Annotated in this window: 21 protein-coding genes and 1 riboswitch; of the genes, 7 read left to right on the forward strand and 14 right to left on the reverse strand. The window is 70.1% G+C overall.

Features of this window, described 5'->3' with window-relative positions; genetic code table 11:
• The first annotated feature begins 51 nt into the window (after positions 1-51).
• The gene (locus tag AB1046_RS15880) at positions 52-711 is read left to right on the forward strand and encodes an amino acid ABC transporter permease (protein ID WP_369370264.1); all 660 of its coding nucleotides are present in this window, start codon (positions 52-54) and stop codon (positions 709-711) included.
• The gene (locus tag AB1046_RS15885; RefSeq protein ID WP_369370265.1) at positions 698-1,561 is read left to right on the forward strand and encodes an amino acid ABC transporter ATP-binding protein; all 864 of its coding nucleotides are present in this window, start codon (positions 698-700) and stop codon (positions 1,559-1,561) included. Before AB1046_RS15880 ends, AB1046_RS15885 begins: the two co-directional genes overlap by 14 nt.
• 22 nt (positions 1,562-1,583) lie before the next feature.
• On the opposite strand, the gene AB1046_RS15890 is transcribed toward AB1046_RS15885, so the two are convergent.
• From AB1046_RS15890 to AB1046_RS15915, 6 genes are all read right to left on the reverse strand, one after another.
• The gene (locus AB1046_RS15890; RefSeq protein ID WP_369370266.1) at positions 1,584-2,390 is read right to left on the reverse strand and encodes an ABC transporter ATP-binding protein; all 807 of its coding nucleotides are present in this window, start codon (positions 2,388-2,390) and stop codon (positions 1,584-1,586) included.
• Positions 2,387-3,481, reverse strand: a complete 1,095-nt coding sequence (locus tag AB1046_RS15895) for an ABC transporter substrate-binding protein (protein ID WP_369370267.1) — start codon at positions 3,479-3,481, stop codon at positions 2,387-2,389. The genes AB1046_RS15890 and AB1046_RS15895 overlap by 4 nt, the downstream gene beginning before the upstream one ends.
• The gene (locus tag AB1046_RS15900; protein WP_369370268.1) at positions 3,478-4,269 is read right to left on the reverse strand and encodes an ABC transporter permease; all 792 of its coding nucleotides are present in this window, start codon (positions 4,267-4,269) and stop codon (positions 3,478-3,480) included. Before AB1046_RS15900 ends, AB1046_RS15895 begins: the two co-directional genes overlap by 4 nt.
• Positions 4,266-4,559, reverse strand: a complete 294-nt coding sequence (locus AB1046_RS15905; protein ID WP_369370269.1) for an MTH1187 family thiamine-binding protein — start codon at positions 4,557-4,559, stop codon at positions 4,266-4,268. Before AB1046_RS15905 ends, AB1046_RS15900 begins: the two co-directional genes overlap by 4 nt.
• A 90-nt stretch (positions 4,560-4,649) precedes the next feature.
• Positions 4,650-4,771: riboswitch (TPP riboswitch) on the reverse strand.
• 114 nt (positions 4,772-4,885) lie between these two features.
• Positions 4,886-5,869 (reverse strand): Gfo/Idh/MocA family protein, encoded by a 984-nt coding sequence (locus AB1046_RS15910; RefSeq protein ID WP_369370270.1) that lies wholly within the window; start codon positions 5,867-5,869, stop codon positions 4,886-4,888.
• Positions 5,870-5,991: 122 nt separating this feature from the next.
• The gene (locus tag AB1046_RS15915) at positions 5,992-8,310 is read right to left on the reverse strand and encodes an immune inhibitor A domain-containing protein (RefSeq protein WP_369370271.1); all 2,319 of its coding nucleotides are present in this window, start codon (positions 8,308-8,310) and stop codon (positions 5,992-5,994) included.
• Positions 8,311-8,471: 161 nt separating this feature from the next.
• On the opposite strand from AB1046_RS15915, the gene AB1046_RS15920 reads away from it, so the two are divergent.
• Positions 8,472-9,677: an MFS transporter gene (locus AB1046_RS15920; protein WP_369370272.1), complete on the forward strand. Its 1,206-nt coding sequence runs from the start codon at positions 8,472-8,474 to the stop codon at positions 9,675-9,677.
• Between the two features lie 4 nt (positions 9,678-9,681).
• Here the strand turns inward: AB1046_RS15920 and AB1046_RS15925 are convergent, their stop codons facing one another.
• The gene (locus tag AB1046_RS15925) at positions 9,682-10,242 is read right to left on the reverse strand and encodes a septum formation family protein (protein WP_369370273.1); all 561 of its coding nucleotides are present in this window, start codon (positions 10,240-10,242) and stop codon (positions 9,682-9,684) included.
• Between the two features lie 266 nt (positions 10,243-10,508).
• On the opposite strand from AB1046_RS15925, the gene AB1046_RS15930 reads away from it, so the two are divergent.
• Positions 10,509-11,801 (forward strand): endonuclease/exonuclease/phosphatase family protein, encoded by a 1,293-nt coding sequence (locus AB1046_RS15930; RefSeq protein ID WP_369370274.1) that lies wholly within the window; start codon positions 10,509-10,511, stop codon positions 11,799-11,801.
• 80 nt (positions 11,802-11,881) lie between these two features.
• On the opposite strand, the gene AB1046_RS15935 is transcribed toward AB1046_RS15930, so the two are convergent.
• The 4 genes from AB1046_RS15935 to AB1046_RS15950 form a co-directional block, all read right to left on the reverse strand.
• A complete protein-coding gene (locus tag AB1046_RS15935; RefSeq protein ID WP_369370275.1) occupies positions 11,882-12,646 on the reverse strand; it encodes an ABC transporter ATP-binding protein in 765 nt (254 codons plus the stop codon).
• Positions 12,643-13,467 carry an ABC transporter ATP-binding protein gene (locus AB1046_RS15940; RefSeq protein WP_369375741.1) on the reverse strand — a complete coding sequence of 275 codons (825 nt, stop codon included), beginning with the start codon at positions 13,465-13,467 and terminating at the stop codon, positions 12,643-12,645. Before AB1046_RS15940 ends, AB1046_RS15935 begins: the two co-directional genes overlap by 4 nt.
• A 244-nt stretch (positions 13,468-13,711) precedes the next feature.
• On the reverse strand, positions 13,712-14,701 hold the full coding sequence (locus tag AB1046_RS15945) for a branched-chain amino acid ABC transporter permease (RefSeq protein WP_369370276.1): 990 nt from the start codon (positions 14,699-14,701) through the stop codon (positions 13,712-13,714).
• A 13-nt stretch (positions 14,702-14,714) separates the two neighbouring features.
• A complete protein-coding gene (locus AB1046_RS15950) occupies positions 14,715-16,151 on the reverse strand; it encodes a branched-chain amino acid ABC transporter permease (protein WP_369370277.1) in 1,437 nt (478 codons plus the stop codon).
• 251 nt (positions 16,152-16,402) lie between these two features.
• On the opposite strand from AB1046_RS15950, the gene AB1046_RS15955 reads away from it, so the two are divergent.
• The gene (locus AB1046_RS15955) at positions 16,403-18,706 is read left to right on the forward strand and encodes a S9 family peptidase (RefSeq protein WP_369370278.1); all 2,304 of its coding nucleotides are present in this window, start codon (positions 16,403-16,405) and stop codon (positions 18,704-18,706) included.
• 31 nt (positions 18,707-18,737) lie between these two features.
• Here the strand turns inward: AB1046_RS15955 and AB1046_RS15960 are convergent, their stop codons facing one another.
• The 3 genes from AB1046_RS15960 to AB1046_RS15970 all read right to left on the reverse strand — a co-directional run bounded on the left by AB1046_RS15960 (position 18,738) and on the right by AB1046_RS15970 (position 21,519).
• Positions 18,738-20,030, reverse strand: a complete 1,293-nt coding sequence (locus tag AB1046_RS15960; RefSeq protein WP_369370279.1) for a glycoside hydrolase family 3 N-terminal domain-containing protein — start codon at positions 20,028-20,030, stop codon at positions 18,738-18,740.
• Positions 20,031-20,049: 19 nt separating this feature from the next.
• Positions 20,050-21,177, reverse strand: coding sequence for a low specificity L-threonine aldolase (locus AB1046_RS15965; protein WP_369370280.1), 1,128 nt, complete (start codon positions 21,175-21,177; stop codon positions 20,050-20,052).
• Between the two features lie 138 nt (positions 21,178-21,315).
• Positions 21,316-21,519, reverse strand: a complete 204-nt coding sequence (locus tag AB1046_RS15970) for a cold-shock protein (protein ID WP_036971009.1) — start codon at positions 21,517-21,519, stop codon at positions 21,316-21,318.
• Positions 21,520-21,857: 338 nt separating this feature from the next.
• On the opposite strand from AB1046_RS15970, the gene AB1046_RS15975 reads away from it, so the two are divergent.
• The gene (locus tag AB1046_RS15975; RefSeq protein WP_369370281.1) at positions 21,858-23,138 is read left to right on the forward strand and encodes an ABC transporter substrate-binding protein; all 1,281 of its coding nucleotides are present in this window, start codon (positions 21,858-21,860) and stop codon (positions 23,136-23,138) included.
• A 182-nt stretch (positions 23,139-23,320) separates the two neighbouring features.
• Complete coding sequence (locus AB1046_RS15980; protein ID WP_369370282.1) at positions 23,321-24,055, forward strand: hypothetical protein; 735 nt, start codon at positions 23,321-23,323, stop codon at positions 24,053-24,055.
• Positions 24,056-24,090 lie beyond the last annotated feature (35 nt).

The raw sequence follows: 24,090 nt of genomic DNA on the forward strand, positions 1-24,090 counted from the left end.
ACAGCGGACCCCCGGGCCACCCGTCTCCGCTGACGGCATCGAGAGGGAGACATGGACTGGCAGCTCATTGCCGACTCGTTCTGGCCACTGCTGTCGGGCGGCCTGACCGGCACCATCCCGCTGACCCTGGCATCGTTCGCGATCGGGCTGGTGCTCGCCCTCGTCGTGGCGCTGCTGCGGCTCTCCCCGAACCGGCTCCTGTCGTGGATCGCCCGCGCGTACATCTCGCTGATCCGCGGCACCCCGCTGCTGGTGCAGCTGTTCGTGATCTTCTACGGCATGCCGTCTCTGGGCATCCTGCTCGACCCGTGGCCCGCCGCGATCATCGCGTTCTCCCTGAACGTGGGCGGCTACGCGGCCGAGGTGATCCGTGCGGCGATCCTGTCGGTGCCGAAGGGGCAGTGGGAGGCGAGCTGGACGGTGGGTATGTCCCCCGCCCGGGCCCTGGGCCGGATCATCCTGCCGCAGGCCGCACGCGTGTCGGTGCCGCCGCTGTCGAACACGTTCATCTCACTGGTCAAGGACACGTCGCTCGCGTCGCTGATCCTCGTGACCGAGCTGTTCCGCAGGGCGCAGGAGATCGCCGCGTTCTCGAGCGAGTTCATGACGGTCTACGTCGAGGCCGCCCTGATCTACTGGCTGTTCTGCACGGTGCTGTCCACGGGGCAGAACGCACTTGAGAAGAGGCTGGACCGGTATGTCGCACACTGAGGACCAGCAAGGCGAGGACCGCCCCATCGAGGACGCTCCGATCACAACCCTCCTGACGGCCCACGGCCTGCAGAAGTCGTTCGGGGACAACCACGTGCTGCGCGGGGTCGACCTGAACGTCCGCCGCGGCGAGGTGATCGCCCTGATCGGCCCCTCGGGCAGCGGCAAGACAACGGTGCTGCGCTCGCTCAACGGCCTGGAGACGCCCGACGCCGGGGTGCTCGAGCTCGACGGCGGCCCGGTCATCGATTTCGGCGCCCAGGCCGCCGCCGTCGGGTCGGCTGCCTGGGCCGGACGGCGCACCGCCGCCCGGCTCGCGAAGGAGAATCGCTCGGCCCTGCGCGACCGGTCCGCGATGGTGTTCCAGCACCACAACCTGTTCCCGCACCGCACGGTGCTGGAGAACGTGATCGAGGGCCCCACCCAGGTGCAGCGGATCCCGCGCCAGACGGCGGTCGCCCGCGCCGAGGAGCTGCTGGCGCGCGTCGGCCTGGCCGACAAGCGCGACGCCTACCCGCACGAGCTGTCGGGCGGCCAGCAGCAGCGGGTCGGGATCGTGCGTGCGCTCGCGCTCCAGCCGGACCTCCTGCTGTTCGACGAGCCGACGTCGGCCCTCGACCCCGAGCTCGTGGGCGAGGTGCTGACCGTCATGAAGGAGCTCGCGGACGAGGGCTGGACCATGGTCGTGGTGACCCACGAGCTGCAGTTCGCGCGCCAGGTCGCGACCGAGGTGCTGTTCCTCGACGGCGGCGTGGTGGTCGAGCGCGGCGCCCCCGCGCAGATCTTCAGCGACCCGGCGGAGGAGCGCACCCGCCGCTTCCTGGACCGAATCCTGCACCCCCTGGACTGACCTTTGGTTGTGGGCGCCCTGGTCAGTACTCCAGGGTCGCCAGGACTTTCTCCCGGCTGGGGGCCGCGGCGTCCAGGACGACTCGGCCCGGGCGGGCGCTCAGGACGATGATCCGGTCCGCCAGGGCTAGGGCCTCGTCGACGTCGTGCGTCACCAGCACTACCGTTCGCTGCCCGACGGCGGGAGCCGCGCCCACTCCGGGCCCGCCCGCCGGGCCCGCGCCGGCGCCCGCGAGCCCCACGCCCGCCAGCCACTCGTTCATCCGCCGCCGCGTGATCGGGTCCAGCGCACCGAACGGCTCGTCGAGCAGCAGCACCGGGCGCCCCGCCAGGCAGGTGCGCAGGAGCGCGAGCCGCTGCCGCATCCCGCCCGACAGCTCGTGCGGCCAGGCCCGCTCGAAGCCCGCCAGCCCGAACGTCTCGAACAGCTCGGCGGCGCGCGCCTCGGCATCGGCCCGGGGTATCCGGGCGATCCGGGCGCCGAGCAGCGCGTTCGACCACGCCCGGCGCCACGGCAGCAGGCCGTCCCGCTGCGGCATCCAGGCGGTGGCGGGTCTGCCGCCGGCACCTCGCTCGGCTCCGCCACGGGACGTCGCGGCGCCCCCGGGTGCGGCCCCGTCGTCGGGCAGCGTAGGCAGCGCGAGCGAACCAGAGACCGCCGCGCCCGGCGGCAGCAGGCCGCCGAGCGCGCGCAGCAGCGTCGACTTGCCGCACCCCGACGGTCCGACGACGGCGACAAACTCGCCGTCCTCAACCGTGAGATCAACCCCGTCCAGCGCCGCGACGTCGCCGAACCGGACGCCGAGCCCCCGCGCCTCAAGCACACTCACGGCTGGCTCTCGCCTGGCTCGGCAGAGTCCTGCGCGTCCGCGCCTGGAAGGTACTGGTCGGTCCACGCGGCGTCCGTGTCGAAGCCGGGCTCGGTCAGGCCCTCCTCCTCGAGGAAAGCGACGAACCCGTCCCAGACCTCGGCCCGCTGCGTACCCCAGTCACCCGACGCATACTGCGGCCCCAGCCACTCCGCGCTCGCCGAGACCAGCTCCGGGTCGAGCTCTGGCGCGGCCTCCAGCAGCACCTCCGCCGCCCGGTCGGGATCGGCTGCGGCCTCCTCGTACCCGCGCGACAGCGCGGCCAGGAACCCGCGCGCGACGTCCGGGTCCTCGTCCAGCAGCGCCCGGGACGTCGCCACGAGCGGCGTGTACCAGTCGGGCACGCAGTCGAAGTGGTCGCGGAATGCGATCGTGTCGACGTCGAGCCCGTCGACCTCGCCCAGCCGGATCGTGTCCCAGGCGTCGAACACCCAGGCGGTGTCGAACTGGTCCTCGGTCAAGCCGATGCGGAAGTCGTCGCTGACCAGCGGCGTGAACTCGACCTGCGCGGGGTCGCCGCCGTCGCACTCGACAAGCTTGCTGATCAGGGCCTTCTCGAGGTCGGACTCGTAGGAGCCGTACCGCTTGCCCTCGAGGTCACGGGGGCGGGTGATGCCGTCGTCGGACAGGCTGATCAAGGACGACGTGTTGTGCTCGATCACGGTGGCCACGGAGACGACGTCGGCCCCAGCGGCCCGCGCCGGGACCAGGCCCTCCGCGACGGAGTACGCAAAGTCGGCCTGCCCGGCCGCGACGAGCTGCAGCCCGGACGTCTCGCCGGGCTCGACGATATTGACGTCGAAGCCCTCGTCCGCGAACCAGCCCTCGGCCTGGGCGAGGTAGAGGCCGGAGTGGTTGGTGTTGGGCGTCCAGTCGAGCACGACGGTGACCTCGCGCAGACCGGCGTCGGACGCCGCATCACCGCCCTGGCCTCCCGAGCCGGTGCCGCACCCGGTGAGGGCCACTGGCACAACCGCAGCGAGCGCCGTCGTGCGCACAAGGAGGGACCGCGTACGGAAGTCCCGTGCACCGAGGGACTGGGAGTGCTTCATGATTTTCCTCTCTGCCACGGCGTCGCGACACGCGTGAGCGCTGCGACGAGGGCGAAGAACAGGCCGGACAGGAGGGCGATCAGGACGACGCCCACAAAGATCTGGTCCACGGCGTACGCCTTGCGGGACCGCTGGACGAACACACCGAGCCCGGACTGCCCGGCGAGGTACTCAGCCACCACTGCCGCGCCCACGGCGTAGGTCGCGGCGACCCGCAGCCCCGCGAGCGCGCCCGGGATCGACGCCGGCAGCCGGACCAGCAGGAACTGGTCCAGGCGTGTGCCGCCCAGGCCGGCGACCATGTCGGAGTGCTCGGCGTCGACGGCGCGCATGGCGCCCACCGCCGAGACGAGCACGGGAAAGAAGACGGTGAGCGCCACGAGGACCACCTTGGGCAGCAGGCCGAAGCCCGCCCACAGGATCATCAGCGGCGCGAGCACCACCACCGGCACCGTCTGCGTGAGCACAACCAGGGGGTAGACGGCGTCGCCGGTCACTCGCGAGGCCGTGACCAGGATGCTCAGCACCAGGCCCGCCACCGTGCCGAGGGCGAGCCCGGCCACGGCTTCGGTGAGCGTCGTGACCACGTGCGGGCCGAGCAGGGGCGCCACCTCGACGGCGGTGCGCGCCACCTGCGACGGCGCGGGCAGCACGAACTCGGGCACGTCCGCGAGGCGCACCCACCCCTCCCAGACCGTGAGCAGCACGACGACGGTGACGAGCGGGGGGACTACGCGCCCGGCCCGCCGCCACCGAAGGCCCCGAGCGCCCTGGGCGCCCTGGCTCACGCCCGGAACTTGGTGATGAGGTCCGCGATGGTGGGACCGGCGTCGGCGGCGGCCTCGCTGACCTTGATGTTGGACTGGACGCCGTCCGCGCCCGCGCCGAGCGTCGCCTCGTGGACGGCGCGCAGCAGCGCCCACACCTCGTCGGGGCTGCCCTGGACGAACGTCCCCATGGCGCCCACCTCGTAGGTGAGGCCGGAGGCCTGGATGACGGCGATTGCGGCGTCCACGTACGCGTACTTCGCGTCGGGTGTACCGCTGGGACGGGGAGAGACCTGGATCTCGGCGAGCATGTGCGACCTCCACGGGCAGGCCAGAGGTCGCCGGTTCCGACGGGGGGGCGCGCGACCACGTCCCCGCCGGGGACGGCCTCGACCGAACGCCCGTGCCGTCAGGCACGTCCTTCCGCTGGCATTACCCAGTTCAAGTGATCGGGTCGACGGCGTCGGCACAAGGCCCAGGCCATCCTCTCAGCCCGGCTACCCGAGCTCCCCGCGTTGGCGGAGGTACGGTACCTCTTCGCACGGCAGGTTCGGAAGCCTGCTCACCTTCGAGCCCTAGGTTTCTTCGCCTTGAGGCGTCTCAGAGCGGAGAAACTTAGGGCTCGAAAGGGTGGGGGTCATTCACCCGGGTACTTGAGGTCTATCTGGGTGCGGATGGTGTCCAGCGTCGTCATGATCGCTATCGTCTCCGCGCGCGGGAGCAGGGGGCTGTCCAGCTCGCCCGCCGCGACCAGGCGCTCCGCCTCGGCGGCCTGGAACTGCATGCCCCGGCTCGGTACAGCGCCGTCGAAGGTCTCGATCTCAGCGCCTTCGGAGTTGTACACGTGCACGAGCGTCGGGCTGTACCAGACGGCGTCGATCTCGATGCGGCCCTCGGTTCCGAGGATCGTCGCGCGGTTGGGTCCCTTGGTGTCCGACGCCGAGATCGTCGTGGCGACCCGTGCGCCGTCGTACCCGAAGATCGTGGCGATGGTGGCGTCCGCGCCGGTCTCCTTGAAGGTCGCGTGCGACTGGATCGTGAGCGGCTCGCCGAACAGGTCCCAGGCGAACGAGACCGGGTAGATGCCCAGGTCGAGCAACGAGCCGCCGCCCAGGGCCAAGTTATTGATGCGGTGCTCCGGGTCGTCGGGCAGGTCCTGCGTGTGGTCCACCATCAGGGTCCGCACCTCGCCGATCGCACCGGACGCGATGATCTCCCGGACGCGCGCCATGTGCGGCAGGAACCGGGTCCACATCGCTTCGAGCGCGACGAGCCCTCGGGCCTCGGCGAGGTCCATGACCTCGCGCGCCTCGGCGGCGTTCAGCGTGAAGGGCTTCTCGATCAGCACGTGCTTGCCAGCCTCCAGCGCGAGCTTCGCAGCCTCGGCGTGCATCGGGTGCGGCGTGGCGATGTAGACGATGTCGACCTCGGGGTCGTTCACGAGGTTCTCGTAGGAGCCGTGCGCCGTCGGGATGCCGAGGCGGTCGGCGAACTCCCGTGCCTTCTCCAGGGACCGGGACCCCACCGCCTGCACGGTGAAGCCGTTGTCGTTGAGGTCCGAAACGAAGGCTGCGGCGATGCCGCCGGCCGCGAGGATGCCCCAGCGCAGGTGTGTCGTCATGCCTTCGAGCGTAGTGCTGCATCTCGCCAGGGTTGAACCAGGGGGTCAGACACTGCTGGGGGCATGGACCTTGAGTCCATGCCCCCAGCAGACCTACGTACTTCGGATGTCAGCTGACCAGGTCAGCTGACGGGTCCGTTGACCTGGATGGTCATGTGCCCGTTGCGGGTGTCCTGCGACACCACCTTGATGGTGGTGCCGGTGCCGCCGACCTTCACGGAGTGTCGCGGGTTGTCCGGGTTCCAGTACGCCTCCGGGTTGGTGTCGTCGAACGTCGACACCTGCCGCTGCTTACCCAGGACCAGGGTGGTCAGGGAGGTCGCGGACACCTGGCGGTGCAGCGACAGCGTGTCCGTCTTCTGCAGCCCGAACGTGGCGTCGAAGGACTGGATCCGGTTGCGGGCGAGGGTGCCGTCCGACCACGTCAGAATCTGGGGACGCGCGTCGACCGGCAGGGCCTCGCCGCCACCTTCGTGCTGCGACGTGTTGTTGTCGCCGTAGAGGCTGTTCACGTACCAGATCAGCAGGCCGTCCTGGTAGGCGTAGTGCTCGACCTGATCGGGCGAGGTGAAGGACCAGCCGAAGTTGTACGGCCCGGTCTTGAGCGTCTGGTCGTACCCGCCGTACACGCGGTTCTCGGCCACGTAGTAGTGCGTGTAGTTGACCTCGTAGGTGCCGTCTGCGCCGACCGTCAGGAAGCCGTCGGTGGTCCAGTCGGCGAAGTCCTCGAAGTCCTCGCTCAGGGCGTCGCCCACGGCGACGTCGTCAACCAGCAGACCCTTCTCGTTCGCGCCGCCGTCGCTCGAGTAGCGGAACCGGACCGACGCCGTGTCACCGGCGTACGCCGAGAGGTCGGCCGACAGCTCGACCCAGGCGCCCGCCGAGGTGCCGGTGATGCCGCCGCCCGGGTTGGTGCCGTTCGGGTCGTCGTCCGTGGAGAGGTTGTTCGGCAGGGCGGTCCAGGTGGAACCGCCGTCCGTGGAGATCTCGGCGAACGCGTAGTCGTAGCCCTCCTCGATCGCGTACTGCACCTGTGCGGTCAGGGTTGCGTCCGCGGGCACGGTGAACGCCGGCGAGGCGAGCGTGTTGTTCAGGTTGTTGCCCGTGCTGGAGTACACGAACTGGCCGTCGAACGGCGCAACCTCCACGTCTACCTGCTCGACGCCGTCGGGCAGGTTCACGACCGCCGCCTGCGCACGCGTGGTGGCGTGGTACGACGGGCCAAGATTCACGCGCTCCCGGGCACCGGCCTCCACGGTCTCGTAGTCGAGCCAGCCCAGGAACAGCTTCTCGGTCGCACCCATGTGGTCCGGGCTCGTGCCGATGGTGCCGTCACCGTGGCCCAGCCAGGAGCCGGAGCTCATGAGGTTCCAGAATCCGGTGCCGTTCTCGCCGCCGGCGGTGTCGTAGTAGTCCGGCAGGCCGAGGTCGTGGCCGAACTCGTGCGCGAACACCCCGAGTCCACCGTTCTCCGGCTCCGTGGTGTAGTCGCGGATCCAGATGTCGGAGTCGCCGACCTTGATGCCGCCGAGCTTGGCGAACGCAGCCGGGCCGTCCGTGCCCAGACCGCCCTGGTTGACCGACCAGCGGTGCGACCAGATGGCCGACTCAGGTGCGCCGGCCTCCTCGCCCTCGCCGGCGTGGATCGCCTGGAAGTGGTCGATGTAGCCGTCGGCCTCGGCGGTGATGCCGTCACCGTCCGCGTCGTAGCGGTCCCAGACGTCGAACGACTGCAGGTAGGCGTCGATCTCCGCGGCGGTCTTGCCCGCGGCAACCTGCTGCTCGTACCAGGCGTCGGCGCTGTCCTGGACGAATCGCGTCATGTCCGTGCCGGACTCGGTGGTGCCGTAGGACGCCGAGCTGTAGGGCACGGTGACCCAGTCGGACACGTCGCCCTGCAGGTCGAACCGGCCCGACGACATCTCGTCGTAGATGCCGGCGAACGACTCGCCGTCCTGGTCCTCCAGGCCCGTGAAGAACATCTCCATGTAGTGGTCGCGCGAGAAGTCCGCCTCCCAGTACGTGGAGTTGTCGCGCCTCTTCGGCTCGGGGATCTGGTTCTGCACCGGGCCCGCCGTGGCCTCCGGGTAGCGCTCGTCGACCTGGTCGCCGAAGCCGACGAGGATGCTGAACAGCTGCGCCGTCTCCTCGACCCCGTACTCGACGTACTCGCGCGGGGAGATCTCCACGACCCTGGACTGGTGCTTGCCCGAACCGCGCGTCTCGACCTGCGCCTCGCCGGTGGCGACCATGTCCACGGCGGTCTGCCGCTTCTCGGTCTGCTTCTCTGCTAGGGCGTCGGGACGGTTGTCCTCCTGGGCTGGCACCGCCTGCTGGGGCGCTTCCTCGGCCGGGGGTGCGGCCGAGGCGGTGATCGGTATGAGGGCGGTGGAGAGCAGCAACGCCGCTCCCGCTCCGACCGCGCAGATACGTGGGTTCATGTTTCCTCCGTGGAGAGTGCGACGTCCGGGACGCGGAGGTGATTCGAGTCTCCGGACCTGCGGGACACCTTTGTCCACGTAGGAGGAAAGCAGGGAAATATTACGACAATGTTGCCTACGGCACAGGTAGGTTCACTACCTATGGGTGAATTGAGAGCAGGATGACCACTAGCAGGACCAGCGCCGCCGCGAGCTTCGCCACGCCCCCCGTGAACCAGCGGCGCGCGATCATCGCGCTCGTCGCGCTGTCCGTGTCGGCGTTCACGTTCGTCACCGCCGAGAATCTGCCCGGCGGCCTGCTCACCCTGATCGCACCGGACCTAGGCCGCACCACTTCGGAGATCGGCCTGCTGGTGACGGCCTACGCCGCCGTCGTCGTCCTGGCCTCGGTGCCGCTCACCGCGCTGACCCGCCGGTTCCCGCGCCGCTACGTGCTGGCCGCCACCACCGCGGTGTGCACCATCGGCACGGTGTGGTCGGCGTTCGCGATCGGGTATGCGGACCTCATGGTCGCCCGCATGGTCACGGCGCTGGGGCAGGCCGTGTTCTGGTCGGTAGTCATGCCGGCGGCCGCGAGCCTGTTCGCGCCAGCCGTGCGGGGCAAGATGATCGCGCGGCTGGCCATCGGCAACTCGCTAGCGCCGTTGCTCGGCGTGCCGCTCGGCACGTGGGTGGGCCAGCAGGCCGGCTGGCGCACGGCGTTCCTGCTGTTCTCGGTGGTGAGCCTCGTCGCCTGCGTATCGATGGCGATCGCCATGCCGAACGTCAGCGGCGAGCAGAGCGGGACGGCCCGTGGCACGCACCCCAGCCGGCGCCGCTTCGTCTCCCTCATGGTGGTCATCGCCCTGAGCATGACCGGGGCGTTCATGATGCTCACCTTCGTGACGCAGTTCCTGCTGGAGACAGCCGGGTTCCCCGACGAGTACCTCAGCCTGCTGCTGCTCGGGCAGGGGACCGCGGCGCTCGTCGCCACGATCGGGGTCGGGCAGGTGCTGGACCGGTGGCCTTGGGGCGCGACGATCTTCGCCCTGATCGTGCTCATCGGATCGCTGCTGCTGCTCTGGACCCTCGGGCACGTCCAGGCGCTCGCCCTGGTCGGCCTGGTGCTGTTCGGCAGCGCCGTCGGCACCATCCCGCCAGCGCTGTCGTTCCTCACGATGCGGGTCGCCCCTGGCTCCACCGAGTCCGCGAGCGCGGTGTCGAGCTCGGTGTTCAACATCGGGATCGCCGGCGGGGCGGGGCTCGGGGCGTGGGTGGTCGCGGGCCTCGGCGTCGGCTCGGTCCCCCTGGTCGGGACGGGATTCGCGCTGCTCGCGCTGGGCGTGCTCGCCGTGGACCTGCGCCGCGCGGCGCAGGTCGCTCCCTGAGGTACTACTCCGCGATGCCCTCGAGGCTGCCCGTCACCGGCTCCTCGGAGCTGATGATGCACTGCAGGGTGCGGTCGTTGAGCTGCTCCCAGGTCTCCTGGGTCGGGTAGAAACCGGTGTAGCTGTACACCGACTCCTCGAAGCTGAGGCCCACGAACTTCTCGAACTCGGCGTAGCACCAGTCGTCGAACGTCTGCGACATGCCCTCGTCGCCCGGATAGGTGTCCGTGTCCATGACCAGCTCGGCGTAGACCTCGCCGGTGTGCTCCTCGGCGCACGGCACCACGGGCACGGACTCGACCTCGAACTCCTCGCCCTCCCCGGAGTCGCCGTAGCCGTCGAGAGCCACGAGGTCGATGCAGTCGCCCGTCAGGATCTCAAAGGCGTCCGCCTCGGCCGAGGCCGTGATCTCGCCGCCCGGCTCGTCGCGCGGGGCGTCGCCGCCCGACGTGATCTCGTCAAAGATCGCGCCGCAGCCACCGAGCACGGTCAGCGAGACGACGGCGGCGGTCGCGGCCACCAGCAGGCGGACCGGACGGCGGGCAGAGCTGAGAGTGCGGTTCATCGATTCTTCCTTCAGGGTCTGCACGACGGCGGACGCCGACGCCGCGACTCACGCAGCCGCCCCGGAGAACTACAGGTCGGAACGTCCACACTGGGAACCACCTGGCGACAATTCGATCACGAACCGCAGCGCGGTGGCGAGGGTCCGGGGCGGGCCTGTTCATACGCTGTTCACCCCCGTGCACCGAGGTCGCCCTAAGGTGACGGACGCGGACCGCCGACGAAGGCTGGGCCGACCCGAAGAATCGCACGTCAGAAGGAGCAGTCATGCGAGCCAGTACTCCCGTGCGCCTGACCAGCGCCGCCGCGGCAGCGACCCTGCTGGCCGGGGCCTTCCTCGCCTCGGCGAGCACGGCCTCGGCAGGCACGACGGCAGGCACCTCGGCAGGCACGACCCAGGCCACCACGAGCCGGCCCAGCCCCCGGCCCAAGACCCTGCGCGCCGCGACGTACAACCTGTCGCTCAACCGGGCGGTGGAGGGTGAGCTCGTCGCCGACCTGTCCAGCGGCGACGACGTCCAGGCCGCGACGGTGGCCGAGGTCATCCAGCACGCGAACCCCGACATCGTGCTGCTGAACGAGTTCGACTACTCCGGCGACGCCGACCCGTACGCCGCCGCGGACCTGTTCCGCGAGAACTACCTCGAGGTGCCGCAGGGCACCGGCAAGCCCGTCGAGTACCCGTACGCGTTCGTCGCGCCGTCGAACACCGGGATCCCGAGTGGGTTCGACCTGAACAACAACGGGACCGTCGGGGGCGGCGACGACGCCCTCGGCTTCGGCCTGTTCCCGGGGCAGTACGGCATGGTCGTGCTCTCCAAGTACCCGATCCAGGTGGGCCAGGTCCGCACGTTCCAGGACTTCAAGTGGGCGGACATGCCGGGCGCGCTCCTGCCGGACGACCCCACCACCGCCGCCCCGGCCGACTGGTACTCGGCCGAGGAGCTGGCGGTCCTGCCGCTGTCGAGCAAGTCGCACTGGGACGTCCCGGTGCGGGTCGGCCGCGAGACGGTGCACGTGCTGGCCGCGCACCCCACCCCGCCGTCGTTCGACGGCGTGGAGGACCGCAACGGGCTGCGCAACCACGACGAGATCCGGTTCTGGGCCGACTACGTGCGCGGCGGCTGGGCCGCCCGCTACCAGTACGACGACCAGGGCCGCCGCGGCGGCCTGCGCCCCGGCTCGTCGTTCGTCATCGTCGGCGACTACAACGCCGACCCCGTGGACGGCGACTCCGTGGACTCTGCGATCGACCAGCTCCTGGACAACTGGCGCATCACCGACCCGAAGGCGACGTCGGCGGGCGCCCCCGAGGCCTCGGCACTCCAGGCGGGCGCGAACCTCACCCACGTGGGCAACCCCAAGTTCGACACCGCCGACTTCGCCGACACCGCGCCCGGCAACCTGCGCGTCGACTACGTCCTGCCGTCGCGCGACCTGCGCGTCCGCGACGCGGGCGTCTTCTGGCCGGCCAGCACCAACCCGCTGTCCCGCCTGACGGGCGTCTTCCCGTTCCCCAGCAGCGACCACCGCCTGACCTGGACCGACCTCAAGCTCTGACCTCCGGGTACGAGGAACGGGACGGGGGATGGTGCGGCAGGCCGCACCATCCCCCGTCCCGTTCCGGAAGCAACCAACAATCAGGACGCCTTGTCCACGTCCTCCGCCAGGGTGCCGAGGTACAGCGAGATCACCTTGGGGTCGGACTGCAGCTCCTTGCCCGTCCCGGTGTACGCATCCTTGCCCTGGTCGAGCACATACCCGCGGTCACAGATCTGCAGGCACCGCCGGGCGTTCTGCTCCACCATGACCACGGACACGCCCGCCTTGTTGATCATCCGGGTGCGCAGGAAGGTCTCGTCCTGACGCACCGGGGACAGCCCGGCGGACGGCTCGTCGAGCAGCAGCACCGACGGGTTCATCATGAGCGCGCGAGCCATCGCGACCATCTGGCGCTCACCACCCGACATGGCACCCGCACGCTGCGCGCGCCGGTCCCCCAGGGTGGGGAACAGGTCGGCGATGAACTCGAACCGCTCGGTGAACGTCTTGGGCCGCAGGTACACGCCCATCCGCATGTTCTCCTCGACGGTGAGCGAGGGGAACACGTTGTTGTTCTGCGGCACGAACCCCACACCCTGCGACACAAGGGTGTTCGCCTTCTCGTTCGTGATGTCCTCGCCGCCCAAGGTCACGCTGCCGGAGCGCACGTGCACCAGGCCGAACAGCGCCTTGAGCAGCGTCGACTTGCCGGCGCCGTTGGGGCCGATGATGCCGACGAGCTCCCCCCTGGCGACCTCGAGGTTGCACCCGTTCAGGATGTTCACGCCGGGCACGTAGCCCGCCACGATGTCGGTGGCCTTGAGCAGGATCTCCCGCTCGGCGGTCTTGGCGGTGTCGTTCATCGCTTTTCCTCCTCGGCCTCGAGCCGGGCGAGCACCGCGGGGTCGAGCAGCGAGTCGTCCCCGAGGTCGGTGTCGTGGTGCGCCCCCAGGTAGGCGTCGATCACTGCCTGGTCCTGCATGACGGACTTGGGCGGGCCTTCGGCCACGATCCTGCCCTCCGCCATGACCACCACCCAGTCGGAGATGTGTCGCACCGCGTGCATGTCGTGCTCGACGAACAGCACGGTCATGCCGTCGTCGCGCAGCGACTGGATGTGGTGCAGCAGGGACTGCACCAGCGCGGGGTTCACACCGGCCATGGGCTCGTCGAGCATGATCATGGTCGGGTTGGTCATCAGGGCCCGCGCCATCTCGAGGAGCTTGCGCTGACCGCCGGACAGGGAGCCGGCGAAGTCGTCCTTCTTGGTGTCGAGCTTGAACCGGCCGAGGATCTCCAGCGCCCGCTCGGTGTTCCGCTTCTCCGTGCCCGCCCAGAGCGGGCGCACCAGGGAGCCGAACAGGTTCTCGCCCGGGTTGTCCATCGCGGCGAGCAGCATGTTCTGCATGACCGTCAGGCGCGAGAGCGCCTTGGTGAGCTGGAACGTGCGGACCATGCCGTTGCGCGCCACCTTGGCGGCGCCCATGCCCGCGAGCGACTTGCCCTCGAACGACCACGTGCCCTGGTTGGGCTTGTCGAACCCGGTGAGCAGGTTGAAGAACGTCGTCTTGCCCGCACCGTTGGGACCGATCAGGGCAGTGATGACGCCGCGCTGGACCTCCAGGTGGCCGACGTCGACGGCGGTCATGCCGCCGAACCGGCGCTGCACGTCGTCGACCAGCATGATCGGGTCCGGCTTGCTGACGCCGACCTTCGGGTCGACTCCGGCCAGGACGTGCTCGGCCGCCTTGGCAGCCGCGGAGTCGCTGCGTTCGACGGCGTCCAGCGCCTCGACCGTGCTCTCGGGCTCTGTCACCTCAGTCACTGTGTTCTCCGTCGTCGGGGCGGTCGTCGCATCGGGAGTCTCGTCAGGAGTCTCGACGGGCGCCTGGGCGGGCGTCTCGTCAGGGGCCGCATCGGGCTTCGTCTCATCGGACATCGAAGGCGAGCTCCTTCTTGTTCCCCAGTATTCCTTGTGGCCGGAAGATGACGAGGAGCATGAGCGTCACGCCGACGAGCAGTCCACCGATCTGCTCGACCATCGTGCTCGACACGATGCCCTCCAGGCCCTCACGCATGCCCGCGCGGAGCAGCATGTAGACCGCGAAGAAGAGCATGGAACCCAGCACCGGGCCGAACAGGGTGGCGGCGCCACCGAGCAGGAGCACCGTCCACACGAAGAACGTGAGCGAGCGGCCCATGGAGTCGGGGGCGATCGACCGGGGCAGCACGTAGAGCATGCCCGCGAGCGAACCGCACATGCCGCCGAGCACGAGCGCCTGCATCTTGTAGGAGAAGACGTTCTTGCCGAGGGCGCGGACGGCGTCCTCGTCCTCGCGGATGCCCTTCAGCACGCGGCCCCAGGGGCTGCGCGTGAGGAGCCAGATCACCAGGACCGCGATGAGCACCACGGCCCAGGCGAACAGCCGGGTCCACCACGAGTCGGAACCCGTGAACACGTATTCGAGGGGTCCGAACGCGCCGCGCTCCGGCGCTGCCGGCAGGAACGACAGGTCCTGGAAGGTCGCCTTGAAGGAGTTACCCGTAAGGCCCGCCGCGCCGCCGGTCCATTCCTGGAACACGGTGGCACGGCCGAGCATTCGGATGATCTCCGCGGCGGAGATGGTCACGATCGCCAGGTAGTCCCCCCGGAGCTGCAGCGTGGGCAGACCAAGGATGAACGCGAAGAGCGCGCCGGCCGCGAGCGAGACGAGCAGGGCGAGCCAGAACGGCGCGCCGGAAATCGTGGCGATGCCGAAGCCGTAGGCGCCCAGCAGCATGAAGCCTGCCTGCCCCATGTTGAGGAGGCCGGTGAACCCGAAGTGCAGGTTGAGGCCGATAGCGGCCAGCGCCATGGCGGCGGTGGTCGGAGCGATGAGCTCGGCGAGCGCCTGGGTGAGGATGCGGCTCAGTTCCATGATGGTTCTCCTTTCAGCCGATCCGCTCGGCGCGGCCGAGCAGGCCCTGGGGCCGCAGCAGCAGCACGAGGATGAGGATCACGAGGGCCGACGCGTACCGCAGGTCGCTCGGCATCCCGGGGATGAGGGTGGACATCTCGACGACGAGGCCGATCACGAGGGAGCCGAGCAGGGCGCCGTACGCCGTGCCCAGGCCACCGAGGGTGACGGCGGCGAACATCAGCAGCAGCAGGAGCATGCCGAGCGACCAGTTGAACGAGCCGAACGAGATGGCCAGCAGCATGCCCGCGAGGCCCGCGAACCCCGCGGACATGACCCACACGATGCGGATGATGCGGTCGGGGTTGATGCCGGTGGCCGCCGCGAGTGCCGGGTTGTCCGACACGGCGCGCGTGGCGCGTCCGATCCGGGTTCGGGTGAGGAACCAGGCGATGAACAGGATCACCAGGACGGCAACCCCCATCGAGATCCACGACACCGTGCTCAGCGTGATGCCGGCGAGCTCCAGGGGCCGGGGGTTCTGCGGTAGGACGCGGAGCGACCGCCCGCCGATGACCATCTGGATGGCGTACTGCAGCGCGAGCGCCAGACCGATGGTCACGATCATCATCTGTGTGACCGGGGTGCCGCGCTTGCGCAACGGTCCCCAGATGGCGGCGTCCTGCAGCCAGCCGGTTCCGGCGCAGACCGCGATGACCAGGATCACGGTGAGCCAGACCGGCAGGTTCAGCCAGTTGATGCCGATGAAGCCGAACATGGCGCCGAGCGTCACCTGCTCGCCGTGGGAGAAGCTGGACAGCCCGGTCGTGCCGTAGATGAGGCTGATGCCCACCGAGGCGAGGGCGAGCAGCAGGCCGAAGCGGATGCCGGAGCCGAACTGCTGCCAGATCTGCTGGAAGGACGGGCCGCCTCGCGTGGTGGTGTCGGCGCCGCCGAGGCCTTCGTCGACGGGTGCGGTGCCGTCGGTCGCCGCGTCGGTCGGCTCGCTGCTCCCGGTCTCGCCGTCGGAGGGAGCCTCGGAGGGCTCGCTCTCGGGCGGCGTGGTGCCGAGGTTGAACGCGGCGCGCGCGGAGATGCCGGTCTGTGCCGTGACCTGCCGTTCGGTGGCGTCGGGGAACAGCCCGTCCGGGACGGTCGTCTCGTCGAGGGTGAGCGTGTAGCTGCCGACTTCCGGCACCTCTACCGAGGCCGGACCTTCCGCGCTGGTGGTCACTTCTGTTTCGAACCCCGCACCCGAGACGGTGACGCCGACGTCCGGGACGGGATTGTTCTCCTCGTCCAGGACGATGGCCACGACACAGGCGGTCGAGCCGTCAGGGGTGCAATCGGCGGCGGGCGCTTCGGCGGCCATGGCTGGCGCCGCAGCGAGCACGGCTGGAATAGCCGCTGCCGCGAGCGTGGCGAGCAGCCTCCGCGCGGCCGTCGCGAGGTTCGGTCGGTCGGCTGTCATCTGCCGGGTCCTCCGTCGGTTCTGGTGTGTAGTGCTCCGAGGTCTCGGTGCCGCACGATGCCAGGATGATTCAGTCCTGCTTAACCAGGCCTGCATCAAACTGATGGCATCGGCGTGCCGAGAGTGTAGCCGTGCGATGTGTCACTGGTTACACGCACCCGTCACACCAGGGTCACGATGTCCCACCGTCGACGGGCAGGTCGGACATCGTTAACCCCACGCCGGCAAGGCGCCGCGGCTAGGCTGACGCGGTGTCCGAAGACGCCATGCCGGCCCGAGCGGCCTCCCCAGCACCCGATGGATCGACCACTTCCGTGCGTGTCCCGGCCTCGTCCGGGCCCGCCCCGCACGCTCCCGAGCTCCTCACCGCCGCGCCCGAACCCCCCTTGACGGTGCGCCGGCCCACCGAGCGCACCTTCCACGGCGACACGTTCGTCGACGACTACGAGTGGCTCCGCGACAAGGAGGACCCCGAGGTCGTAGCGCACCTGGAGGCGCAGAACGCCTGGACCCTGGCGCGCCAGGAGCATCTTGCGCCGCTGCGGCAGACCCTGTTCGACGAGATCAAGGGCCGCACCCTGGAGACCGACCTCTCGGTCCCCGCACGTGACGGCGACTGGTGGTACTACGCCCGCACTGTCGAGGGCCAGCAATACCCGATCCACGCCCGCTACCCCGTTGCCGGCCCGGACGACTGGACGCCTCGCGTCCTTGAGCCCGGCACGCCCGTGCCGGGCGAGCAGGTGCTCCTGGACCAGAACGTCGAGGCCGAGGGTCACGACTTCTTCGCGCTGGGTTCGTTCGACGTGTCCGACGACGGCGGCCGCCTGCTCTACGCGACCGACACCGAGGGCGACGAGCGCTACACGCTGCGGGTCCGGGACCTGGCCACGGGTGCGGACCTGCCGGACGAGGTCCGGGAGATCGCGCCCGGCGCTCTGTTCGCGCCCGACGGCGAGCACGTCTTCTACCTGACCGTCGACGACGCCTGGCGGCCCTGGCGAGTCTGGCGGCATCTGCTCGGCACGCCCAAGGCCGACGACGTGCTCGTCTTCGAGGAGCCCGACGAGCGCTTCTGGGTGAACGCCGGGCTGTCCCGGTCGAAGAAGTACCTGCAGCTCGACCTCGGCTCCAAGGTGACGAACGAGACGTGGCTGCTGGAGGCGGACAACCCGACCGGCGAGTTCTGGGTCGTGTGGCCCCGCCGCGAGGGTGTTGAGTACTCGGTGGAGCACGCGGTGCTGCCGGACTCAGCAGGTCAGGCCGTGGACTCGCTGCTGATCCTGCACAACCAGGACGCCCTGAACTTCGAGCTCGTCAGCTCCCCGGTGCCCGCGCCCGGCGAGACGGTGACCCCGGAGGCGGCAACCGTCGTCGTGCCGCACGATCCTGGAGTGCGGCTGGAGGGTGTGAGCGCCAGCGAGCGCTACCTGGTGCTCTACTACCGTCGCGCGGCGATCTCCCGGTCGGCGGTGCTGCAGCTGCCGCAGGCAGAGGCCCCGCAGGCCGAGCCCTTCGCCTGGGACTTCCAGGAGCTCTCGTTCGGTCAGCCGCTGGAGTCCGTCGGCGCGGGGGTGGGCGCGTGGGAGCAGCCCAACCTCAAGGTCGGCTACACGTCGTTCGTCACCCCGCAGTCGCTCTACCTGTACGACGTCGCTTCCGGCGAGCGCACGCTGCTCAAGCAGCAGCCGGTGCTCGGCGGTTACGACGCCGCCGACTACGACCAGCGCCGCCAGTGGGCCGTCGCCGAGGACGGCACCCGCGTCCCGATCTCCCTGGTCTGGCGCAGAGACAAGGTGCAGTTCGTTGCCGGCGAACAGGGTGGCGACCCCGTCGAGCCCGCCCCGCTCTTCCTGTACGGGTATGGCGCGTACGAGTCCTCGATCGACCCGTACTTCTCCGTCGGCCGCCTGAGCCTGCTGGACCGCGGCGTCGTCTTCGCGGTCGCGCACGTGCGTGGCGGCGGCGAGATGGGCCGCGCCTGGTACAACGACGGCAAGCTCGCCGCCAAGCGGAACACGTTCACCGACTTCGTGGCCTGCGGGCGGCATCTCGTCGAGGCCGGCTGGACGGCGCCGGACCGGCTGGTGGCCGACGGCGGCAGCGCCGGCGGTCTGCTCATGGGCGCGGTCACCAACCTGGCGCCCGAGCTGTTCGCGGGGGTGCTCGCCGGGGTCCCGTTCGTGGACGCGCTGACATCGATGCTCGACCCGACGCTCCCCCTGACCGTTACCGAACGGGACGAGTGGGGCGACCCGCTGAACGACTCCGAGGTCTACGCGTACATGCGCTCGTACACGCCGTACGAGAACGTGCCCGACGACGCCCGGCACTACCCCCCGATCCTCGCCACCACGAGCTTCAACGACACCCGCGTCCTGTACGTGGAGCCGGCGAAGTGGGTGGCGCGGCTCCAGGCCGCTGGGGCGCCCGCGATGCTGAAGATCGAGATGTCCGGCGGGCACGGCGGCGTCTCGGGGCGCTACTCGGCGTGGGAGCAGGTCGCGTTCGAGCACGCGTGGACGCTGGACGTGCTGGGCCTGTCCGACCACTGACCCGGTAGCCCCCGCGGCCGGCCAGCGGGGGCTACAGGCTGGCCTTGGCCGCGACGACCCGGGCCGCCGCCGCATCCACCTTCGCGGCGAAGGCCGGGTCGGCGCGCGCTGCCTCGACCAGCGCGTCCACCATCGCGGGCGCGACGGACGGCTTGGCCGAGGCGAGCACCAGGTCCACCCCGGCGTCGACGGCGCGGACCGCGCGCTCGCCCGCGGGAACACTCTGGACCTGCACCGCCGCTGACAGGTCGTCGGAGATGATGACGCCGTCGAACCCAAGCTCACGCACCAGGCCCACAGCCTTCGGGCTGAACACGGCCGGCGCGTCCGGGTCGATCCGCGTGTAGATCGCGGACGACATCATGACGAGGCCGGAGCCCGCCTCGATACCCGCGTCGAACACGGCTACCGACGCGGCGTCCGGGCCGGTGACCTTGTCGGTCACGCCGGCCGTGGTGTCGGTGTTCGCGGTGACCCGGCCCAGGCCGGGGAAGTGCTTGATCGACGTCTGCACACCCGCGTCGCGCTGGCCCTGCGCGAACGCGTTGCCGTGCGTGATCACGGACTGGGCCGTATACCCGTAGTTGCGCGCGAAGACGCCGATCGGCGGGTTCGACGCCGCGGTCTTGGCCGGCACGAGGTCGAGCACCGGCGCCAGGTTGAGGTTCACACCCGCGGCCGCGAGCTCGGCGCCCCAGGTCCGGGAGCGGGCGCGCAGGTCGGGTGCGGACAGCTTCGCCTGGTCGAGCGCGCTGGGTATGTCGCTGAACCCCTGCCCCCGCAGCACCTGGACCTCGCCGCCCTCCTGGTCCGTGGCGACGTAGAGCGGGGCGCGCTCCTGGGCGCCCGCCGCGATCGCGGCATCGACCAGGTTCTTCACCGGCTGGCGGCCGGCCTTGGTGCGGCCGTGCAGGAAGACGCCGCCGATCCGCTGCTGTTGCAGCATGTCGAACGTCGGCTGGAACGGACCCTTCAGCGGGAGGCCGACCATCACGATCTGGCCCACCTTGTCCGTCAGGGACCAGCCGGCCACTAGCGACAGGTCCGGGGCGCCGGGCGCCGGCGTCGGCGCATCGGTGGGGCCGGCGGTAGGTTCGCCTGGTGAACCGCCGTCGGACGGATTGCCCGGACCGGCCGGCGAGACGGTCGGCGACGGGGAGCTCGACGGTGAGCTGGGCTGGGTCTCGGGCTGGCCGCTTGACTGGACGGGTCCGGGCAGCGCGGTCGGATCGGGCTCCGCCGTCTGGCCGGTGCAGCCCGCGGCCAGCGCCCCGACCGTGAGGACTGCCGCGATGACCAGCCCGAGCGGGCGAAAACGGCTCATGGTCCTCAGTCTCGCCCCATCAGAGCGCGGCGGCGACCACCGCCACGAACTCGTCGACGTCCGCCTCAGTGGTGTCCCAGGCACACATCCAGCGGACCTCGACGCGGTCGGGCGTCTCGCCCGGCGCCCAGTCGTAGAACCGGGCGTGCGCACGGACCCGGTCGGCCGCCGCCCGGGGCAGCGTCGCGAACACGACGTTCGCCTCGGTCGGGTAGGCGAAACGAAGCCCCGTCTGCTCGGCAGGCCCGGCCGGATCCGGCCCGGTCAGCCCTGCCGCCTCGAGCCCGGCGCGCAGGCGCGCCGCCATCGTGTTGGAGTGCGCTGCGTTGCGCAGCCACAGGGGCGCACCCTCGCCGGCGCCGGAAACCGGCGTGCCCGCCTCGCCGAGCAGCGCCAGGAGCTGCGCCGAGACGAACCGCGTCTTCGACGCGAGCTGCATGGTGGCCTTGCGCAGGTACGGCACGGCCTCGCTCAGGTCCGACGGCGCGTCGCCGACGCCGTCGGACAGCACCACCACCGCCTCACCCAGCATGCCGCCGTTCTTCGCCGCGCCGAGGGACACGATGTCGGCCCCGACGTCGGTGGTGATCTCCCGCAGCCCGACGCCGAGCGTGGCCGCGGCGTTCGCGAGCCGGGACCCGTCGATGTGCACCCGCAGGCCTGCCGCGTGGGCGGTGTCCGCGAGCAGCTTGAGGTCAGTGACCGAGTAGACCGTGCCGAGCTCGGTCACCTGCGTGAGGCTGAGGACCGCCGGCTGCGCGCGGTGCACGTCACCGAGGTCGCCGGTCCAGCGGTCGACGGCGTCCGGCCCGATCCGGCCCGCCACGTTCGGGACGGCCAGGAGCTTGAGGCCGCCCACCCGCTCGGGCGCACCGTTCTCGTCCGTGTGGATGTGCGCGCAGTCGCTGGCGATGACCCCGCCCCAGCGCGGTGCGGCGGCCATGAGGCTGATGACGTTCGCGCCAGTGCCGTTCAGCACGGGGAAGATCCGCGCCGAAGCGCCGAAGACCTCAGCAGCGCGGTCCTGGAGGCGGGCGGACACCGGGTCGTCGCCGTACGAGACGGCGGCTCCGTCGTTGACCGCGACGATCGCAGCCATGACCTCGGGGTGGACGGGGGCGTAGTTGTCAGAGGCGAAGTGCTGCACGAGCCCATTCTCCGCCCGCCGGAACCGGGTCCCGCTCACCGGAGCCGAGCAAAACGAAGGCCCGGTCACCTCGAAAGGTGACCGGGCCGACGTCGTACAACCAGTGGGCTCAGACGAGCCCCGGACCGGCTGTCAAGATCAGATCGGGCGGATGTTCTCCGCCTGGAGGCCCTTGGGGCCCTGCTTCACGTCGAACTCGACGCGCTGGTTCTCCTCCAGCGAGCGGTAGCCGCTCGACTGGATCGCGCTGAAGTGGGCGAACACGTCCTGCCCACCGTCCTCGGGTGCGATGAACCCGAAGCCCTTCTCGGCGTTGAACCACTTGACGGTTCCGAATGCCATGTACTGCTCCTTGCAAGATGCGACGACCCCGGCCTTCGGGATCGCAGTAATCACGGTGTCGTCGTCATCTCTTGGAAGAACGATCGAGGCACTGCAACGCACCAAGCGTACCCGCCCTCGTCCAGGAAAGCCCGACCAATCTGAGTGACGTGCGTCAGGCGGACGAGGGGATGAACTTTCCTTGGGTCTAGAGTGAGCTGGGTCACGTCCTCGTAACAATAACTGCCCATGGGGTCGATTCGACACGTGGGCGTTACACAAGATGGCTACTTTCATCGACCACGACGGAGCAAAGTGCGCCGTTCGGATCCACTCCCGCTTGAAGGGGAACAGCAGACATGATTCGACGTTCCACGGCTGCGCGTGGTCTCGCGCTAGCGGCAGTCCTCAGCGTGGGCCTGGCAGCCTGCTCCACCTCGGGAAATGGCGGAGAAGGTGAGGGTTCAACCGAGCCGCTCACCATCGGCACCATCCTCCCGGTCACCGGTTCCCTCGCCTACCTCGGCCCGCCCGAGTTCGCCGGCGTCGGACTTGCGGTCGACGAGATCAACGAGGCCGGAGGTGTGCTCGGCAACGACGTGGCGGTCGAAGCCGGTGACTCCGGCGACTCGACCGACATGAGCGTCTCGACCAACACCGCCACCGACCTCATCGGCAACAGCGTGGACGTCGCCATCGGCGCGGCCTCCTCGTCCGTCTCGCAGAACGTGATTGACCAGTTCACCGAGGCCGGGGTGCTCCAGATCTCCCCCGCGAACACCGCGAACGAGCTGTCCGGTGTCAGCGACCTGTACGCGCGCACCGCCCCGCCGGACACGGTGCAGGGTGCGGCGCTCGGTTCGCTCATCCTCGACGCCGGTCACCAGTCGGTCGCCTTCCTCGTCCAGAACGAGACCTACGGCACCGGCCTGCGCGACGTCGTGCAGTCGACCCTCGAGGCCGCAGGTGCCGAGGTTGTCTACGGCGGCACCGGCGACGGCGACGAGTTCGCCCCGGGCGAGACCAACTTCTCGTCCATCGTCACCGACGCGCTGGCCTCCGAGCCGGACGCGATCGCCATCATCGCGTTCGAGGAGACGACCGCGGCCGTGTCCGAGCTCGTCTCCCAGGGCTGGGACTTCAATGGGACGACGTACTTCTGCGACGGCAACACCGCCGACTACTCGGAAGACTTCGACCCGGGGACGCTGGAGGGCGTCCAGGGCACCATCCCCGGTGCCGACGCCGCGCAGTCCTTCAAGGACGCAGCGAACGCCTGGTACGAGGAGAACGAGGGCGAAGCGCTCACGGACTACGCGTACGCTGCTGAGTCGTACGACGCCGTGATCCTCGCCGCGCTCGCCGCGGTGAAGGCGGAGTCGACCTCCGGTACCGACATCGCCGCGGAGCTCCGTGCGGTGTCCGGCGCGAACGGTGGCACCGAGGTGACCACCTTCGCGGAGGGTGTCGAGGCACTCGAAGCCGGTGACGAGATCCACTACATGGGTGTCTCCGGCATCGGCCCGATCAACGAGGACAACGACCCGTCGTCCGCGTTCGTCGGTGTCTACAACTACGACGGTGACAACGCGATCGTCTTCGACCGCACCATCGAGGGATCTGTCGAGGCCGAGGGCTGACGCTCCCGGCAAAGACACATACCGGAGCCCGGTCACCGCACGCGGTGGCCGGGCTTCGGCGTGTCTCGTTCACGTGTTCGGGGCACGATGGGTGGGAACCCGGGGCGACGGCCCGCCGTTGAGCCTGGTGGACCGTCAGCACTGAACCCTCCAGCACTGAACCTCACGAAGGACTTGAGACCATGGGCTTTCTCGACCGACTGCTCGGCCGCGAGCCGCGCGAGCAGATCCCCGGCATGTACCAGGGCGGCGGTGCGCCGCGACAGCAGTACGGGCAGGCGCCGGGCCAGACGCCGGAGTACGGGACCGCACCCGTCTACGGCTCGGCCGCGAGCACCGGCCGCAGCGAGGACGAGGTGGCGGTCGAGCGGTACCGCTACCTGCTGCGCACGGCCCCGCCGGACCGGGTCGAGGAGGCGCACGCGGAGGCGTTCGCGCAGCTCACGCCCGAGCAGCGGACCCAGGTCCTCGCCCAGCTGAGCGAGACCGTGCCGCCCGGCGAGCGGGCGACGTCGGATGACCCGCGCGACCTGGCCCGCATGGCCACCCGCGCGGAGATGCGCAACCCCGGCACTCTCGAGCGGAACTTCGGTGCGAGCCGCGGGCCGGGCTTCGGCTCCATGCTCGGCGCCAGCATGCTCGGCACGATCGGCGGCATGGTCATCGGCTCGGCGGTGGCCGACATGATGTTCGGCAGCTCCTTCGGTGACCCGGCCCAGGACTTCGCCGGCGGCGAGGAGGGCGCCGGTGCCGAAGGCGGCGGCGAGGAAGCGGGCGCCGAGGCCGGGGCCGAGCCGGTCGAGGCCTCCGGTGCCGATGCCGGCGGTGACGCCGGTGCTGACGCGGGCGGCGGATTCTTCGGCGACTTCGGCGGGGGCGACTTCGGCGGAGGGGACTTCGGGGGCGGCGACTTCTAGCCCCGGTGCGCACAGGAGGGCCAGAGCGAAATTTT

This window comes from Promicromonospora sp. Populi (assembly GCF_041081105.1).
GTDB lineage: Bacteria > Actinomycetota > Actinomycetes > Actinomycetales > Cellulomonadaceae > Promicromonospora.

Excerpts from the sequence above, each read along its gene's own strand:
- AB1046_RS15935 (WP_369370275.1), bottom strand. The coding sequence starts at position 12,646 with ATGAACGACACCGCCAAGACCGCCGAGCGGGAGATCCTGCTCAAGGCC.
- AB1046_RS15950 (WP_369370277.1), bottom strand. The coding sequence starts at position 16,151 with ATGACAGCCGACCGACCGAACCTCGCGACGGCCGCGCGGAGGCTGCTC.
- AB1046_RS15885 (WP_369370265.1), top strand. The coding sequence starts at position 698 with ATGTCGCACACTGAGGACCAGCAAGGCGAGGACCGCCCCATCGAGGAC.
- AB1046_RS15945 (WP_369370276.1), bottom strand. The coding sequence starts at position 14,701 with ATGGAACTGAGCCGCATCCTCACCCAGGCGCTCGCCGAGCTCATCGCT.
- AB1046_RS15970 (WP_036971009.1), bottom strand. The coding sequence starts at position 21,519 with ATGGCATTCGGAACCGTCAAGTGGTTCAACGCCGAGAAGGGCTTCGGG.
- AB1046_RS15895 (WP_369370267.1), bottom strand. The coding sequence starts at position 3,481 with ATGAAGCACTCCCAGTCCCTCGGTGCACGGGACTTCCGTACGCGGTCC.
- AB1046_RS15920 (WP_369370272.1), top strand. The coding sequence starts at position 8,472 with ATGACCACTAGCAGGACCAGCGCCGCCGCGAGCTTCGCCACGCCCCCC.
- AB1046_RS15925 (WP_369370273.1), bottom strand. The coding sequence starts at position 10,242 with ATGAACCGCACTCTCAGCTCTGCCCGCCGTCCGGTCCGCCTGCTGGTG.
- AB1046_RS15880 (WP_369370264.1), top strand. The coding sequence starts at position 52 with ATGGACTGGCAGCTCATTGCCGACTCGTTCTGGCCACTGCTGTCGGGC.
- AB1046_RS15980 (WP_369370282.1), top strand. The coding sequence starts at position 23,321 with ATGGGCTTTCTCGACCGACTGCTCGGCCGCGAGCCGCGCGAGCAGATC.
- AB1046_RS15910 (WP_369370270.1), bottom strand. The coding sequence starts at position 5,869 with ATGACGACACACCTGCGCTGGGGCATCCTCGCGGCCGGCGGCATCGCC.
- AB1046_RS15905 (WP_369370269.1), bottom strand. The coding sequence starts at position 4,559 with ATGCTCGCCGAGATCCAGGTCTCTCCCCGTCCCAGCGGTACACCCGAC.
- AB1046_RS15960 (WP_369370279.1), bottom strand. The coding sequence starts at position 20,030 with ATGAGCCGTTTTCGCCCGCTCGGGCTGGTCATCGCGGCAGTCCTCACG.
- AB1046_RS15940 (WP_369375741.1), bottom strand. The coding sequence starts at position 13,467 with ATGCTGGTCGACGACGTGCAGCGCCGGTTCGGCGGCATGACCGCCGTC.
- AB1046_RS15915 (WP_369370271.1), bottom strand. The coding sequence starts at position 8,310 with ATGAACCCACGTATCTGCGCGGTCGGAGCGGGAGCGGCGTTGCTGCTC.
- AB1046_RS15930 (WP_369370274.1), top strand. The coding sequence starts at position 10,509 with ATGCGAGCCAGTACTCCCGTGCGCCTGACCAGCGCCGCCGCGGCAGCG.
- AB1046_RS15975 (WP_369370281.1), top strand. The coding sequence starts at position 21,858 with ATGATTCGACGTTCCACGGCTGCGCGTGGTCTCGCGCTAGCGGCAGTC.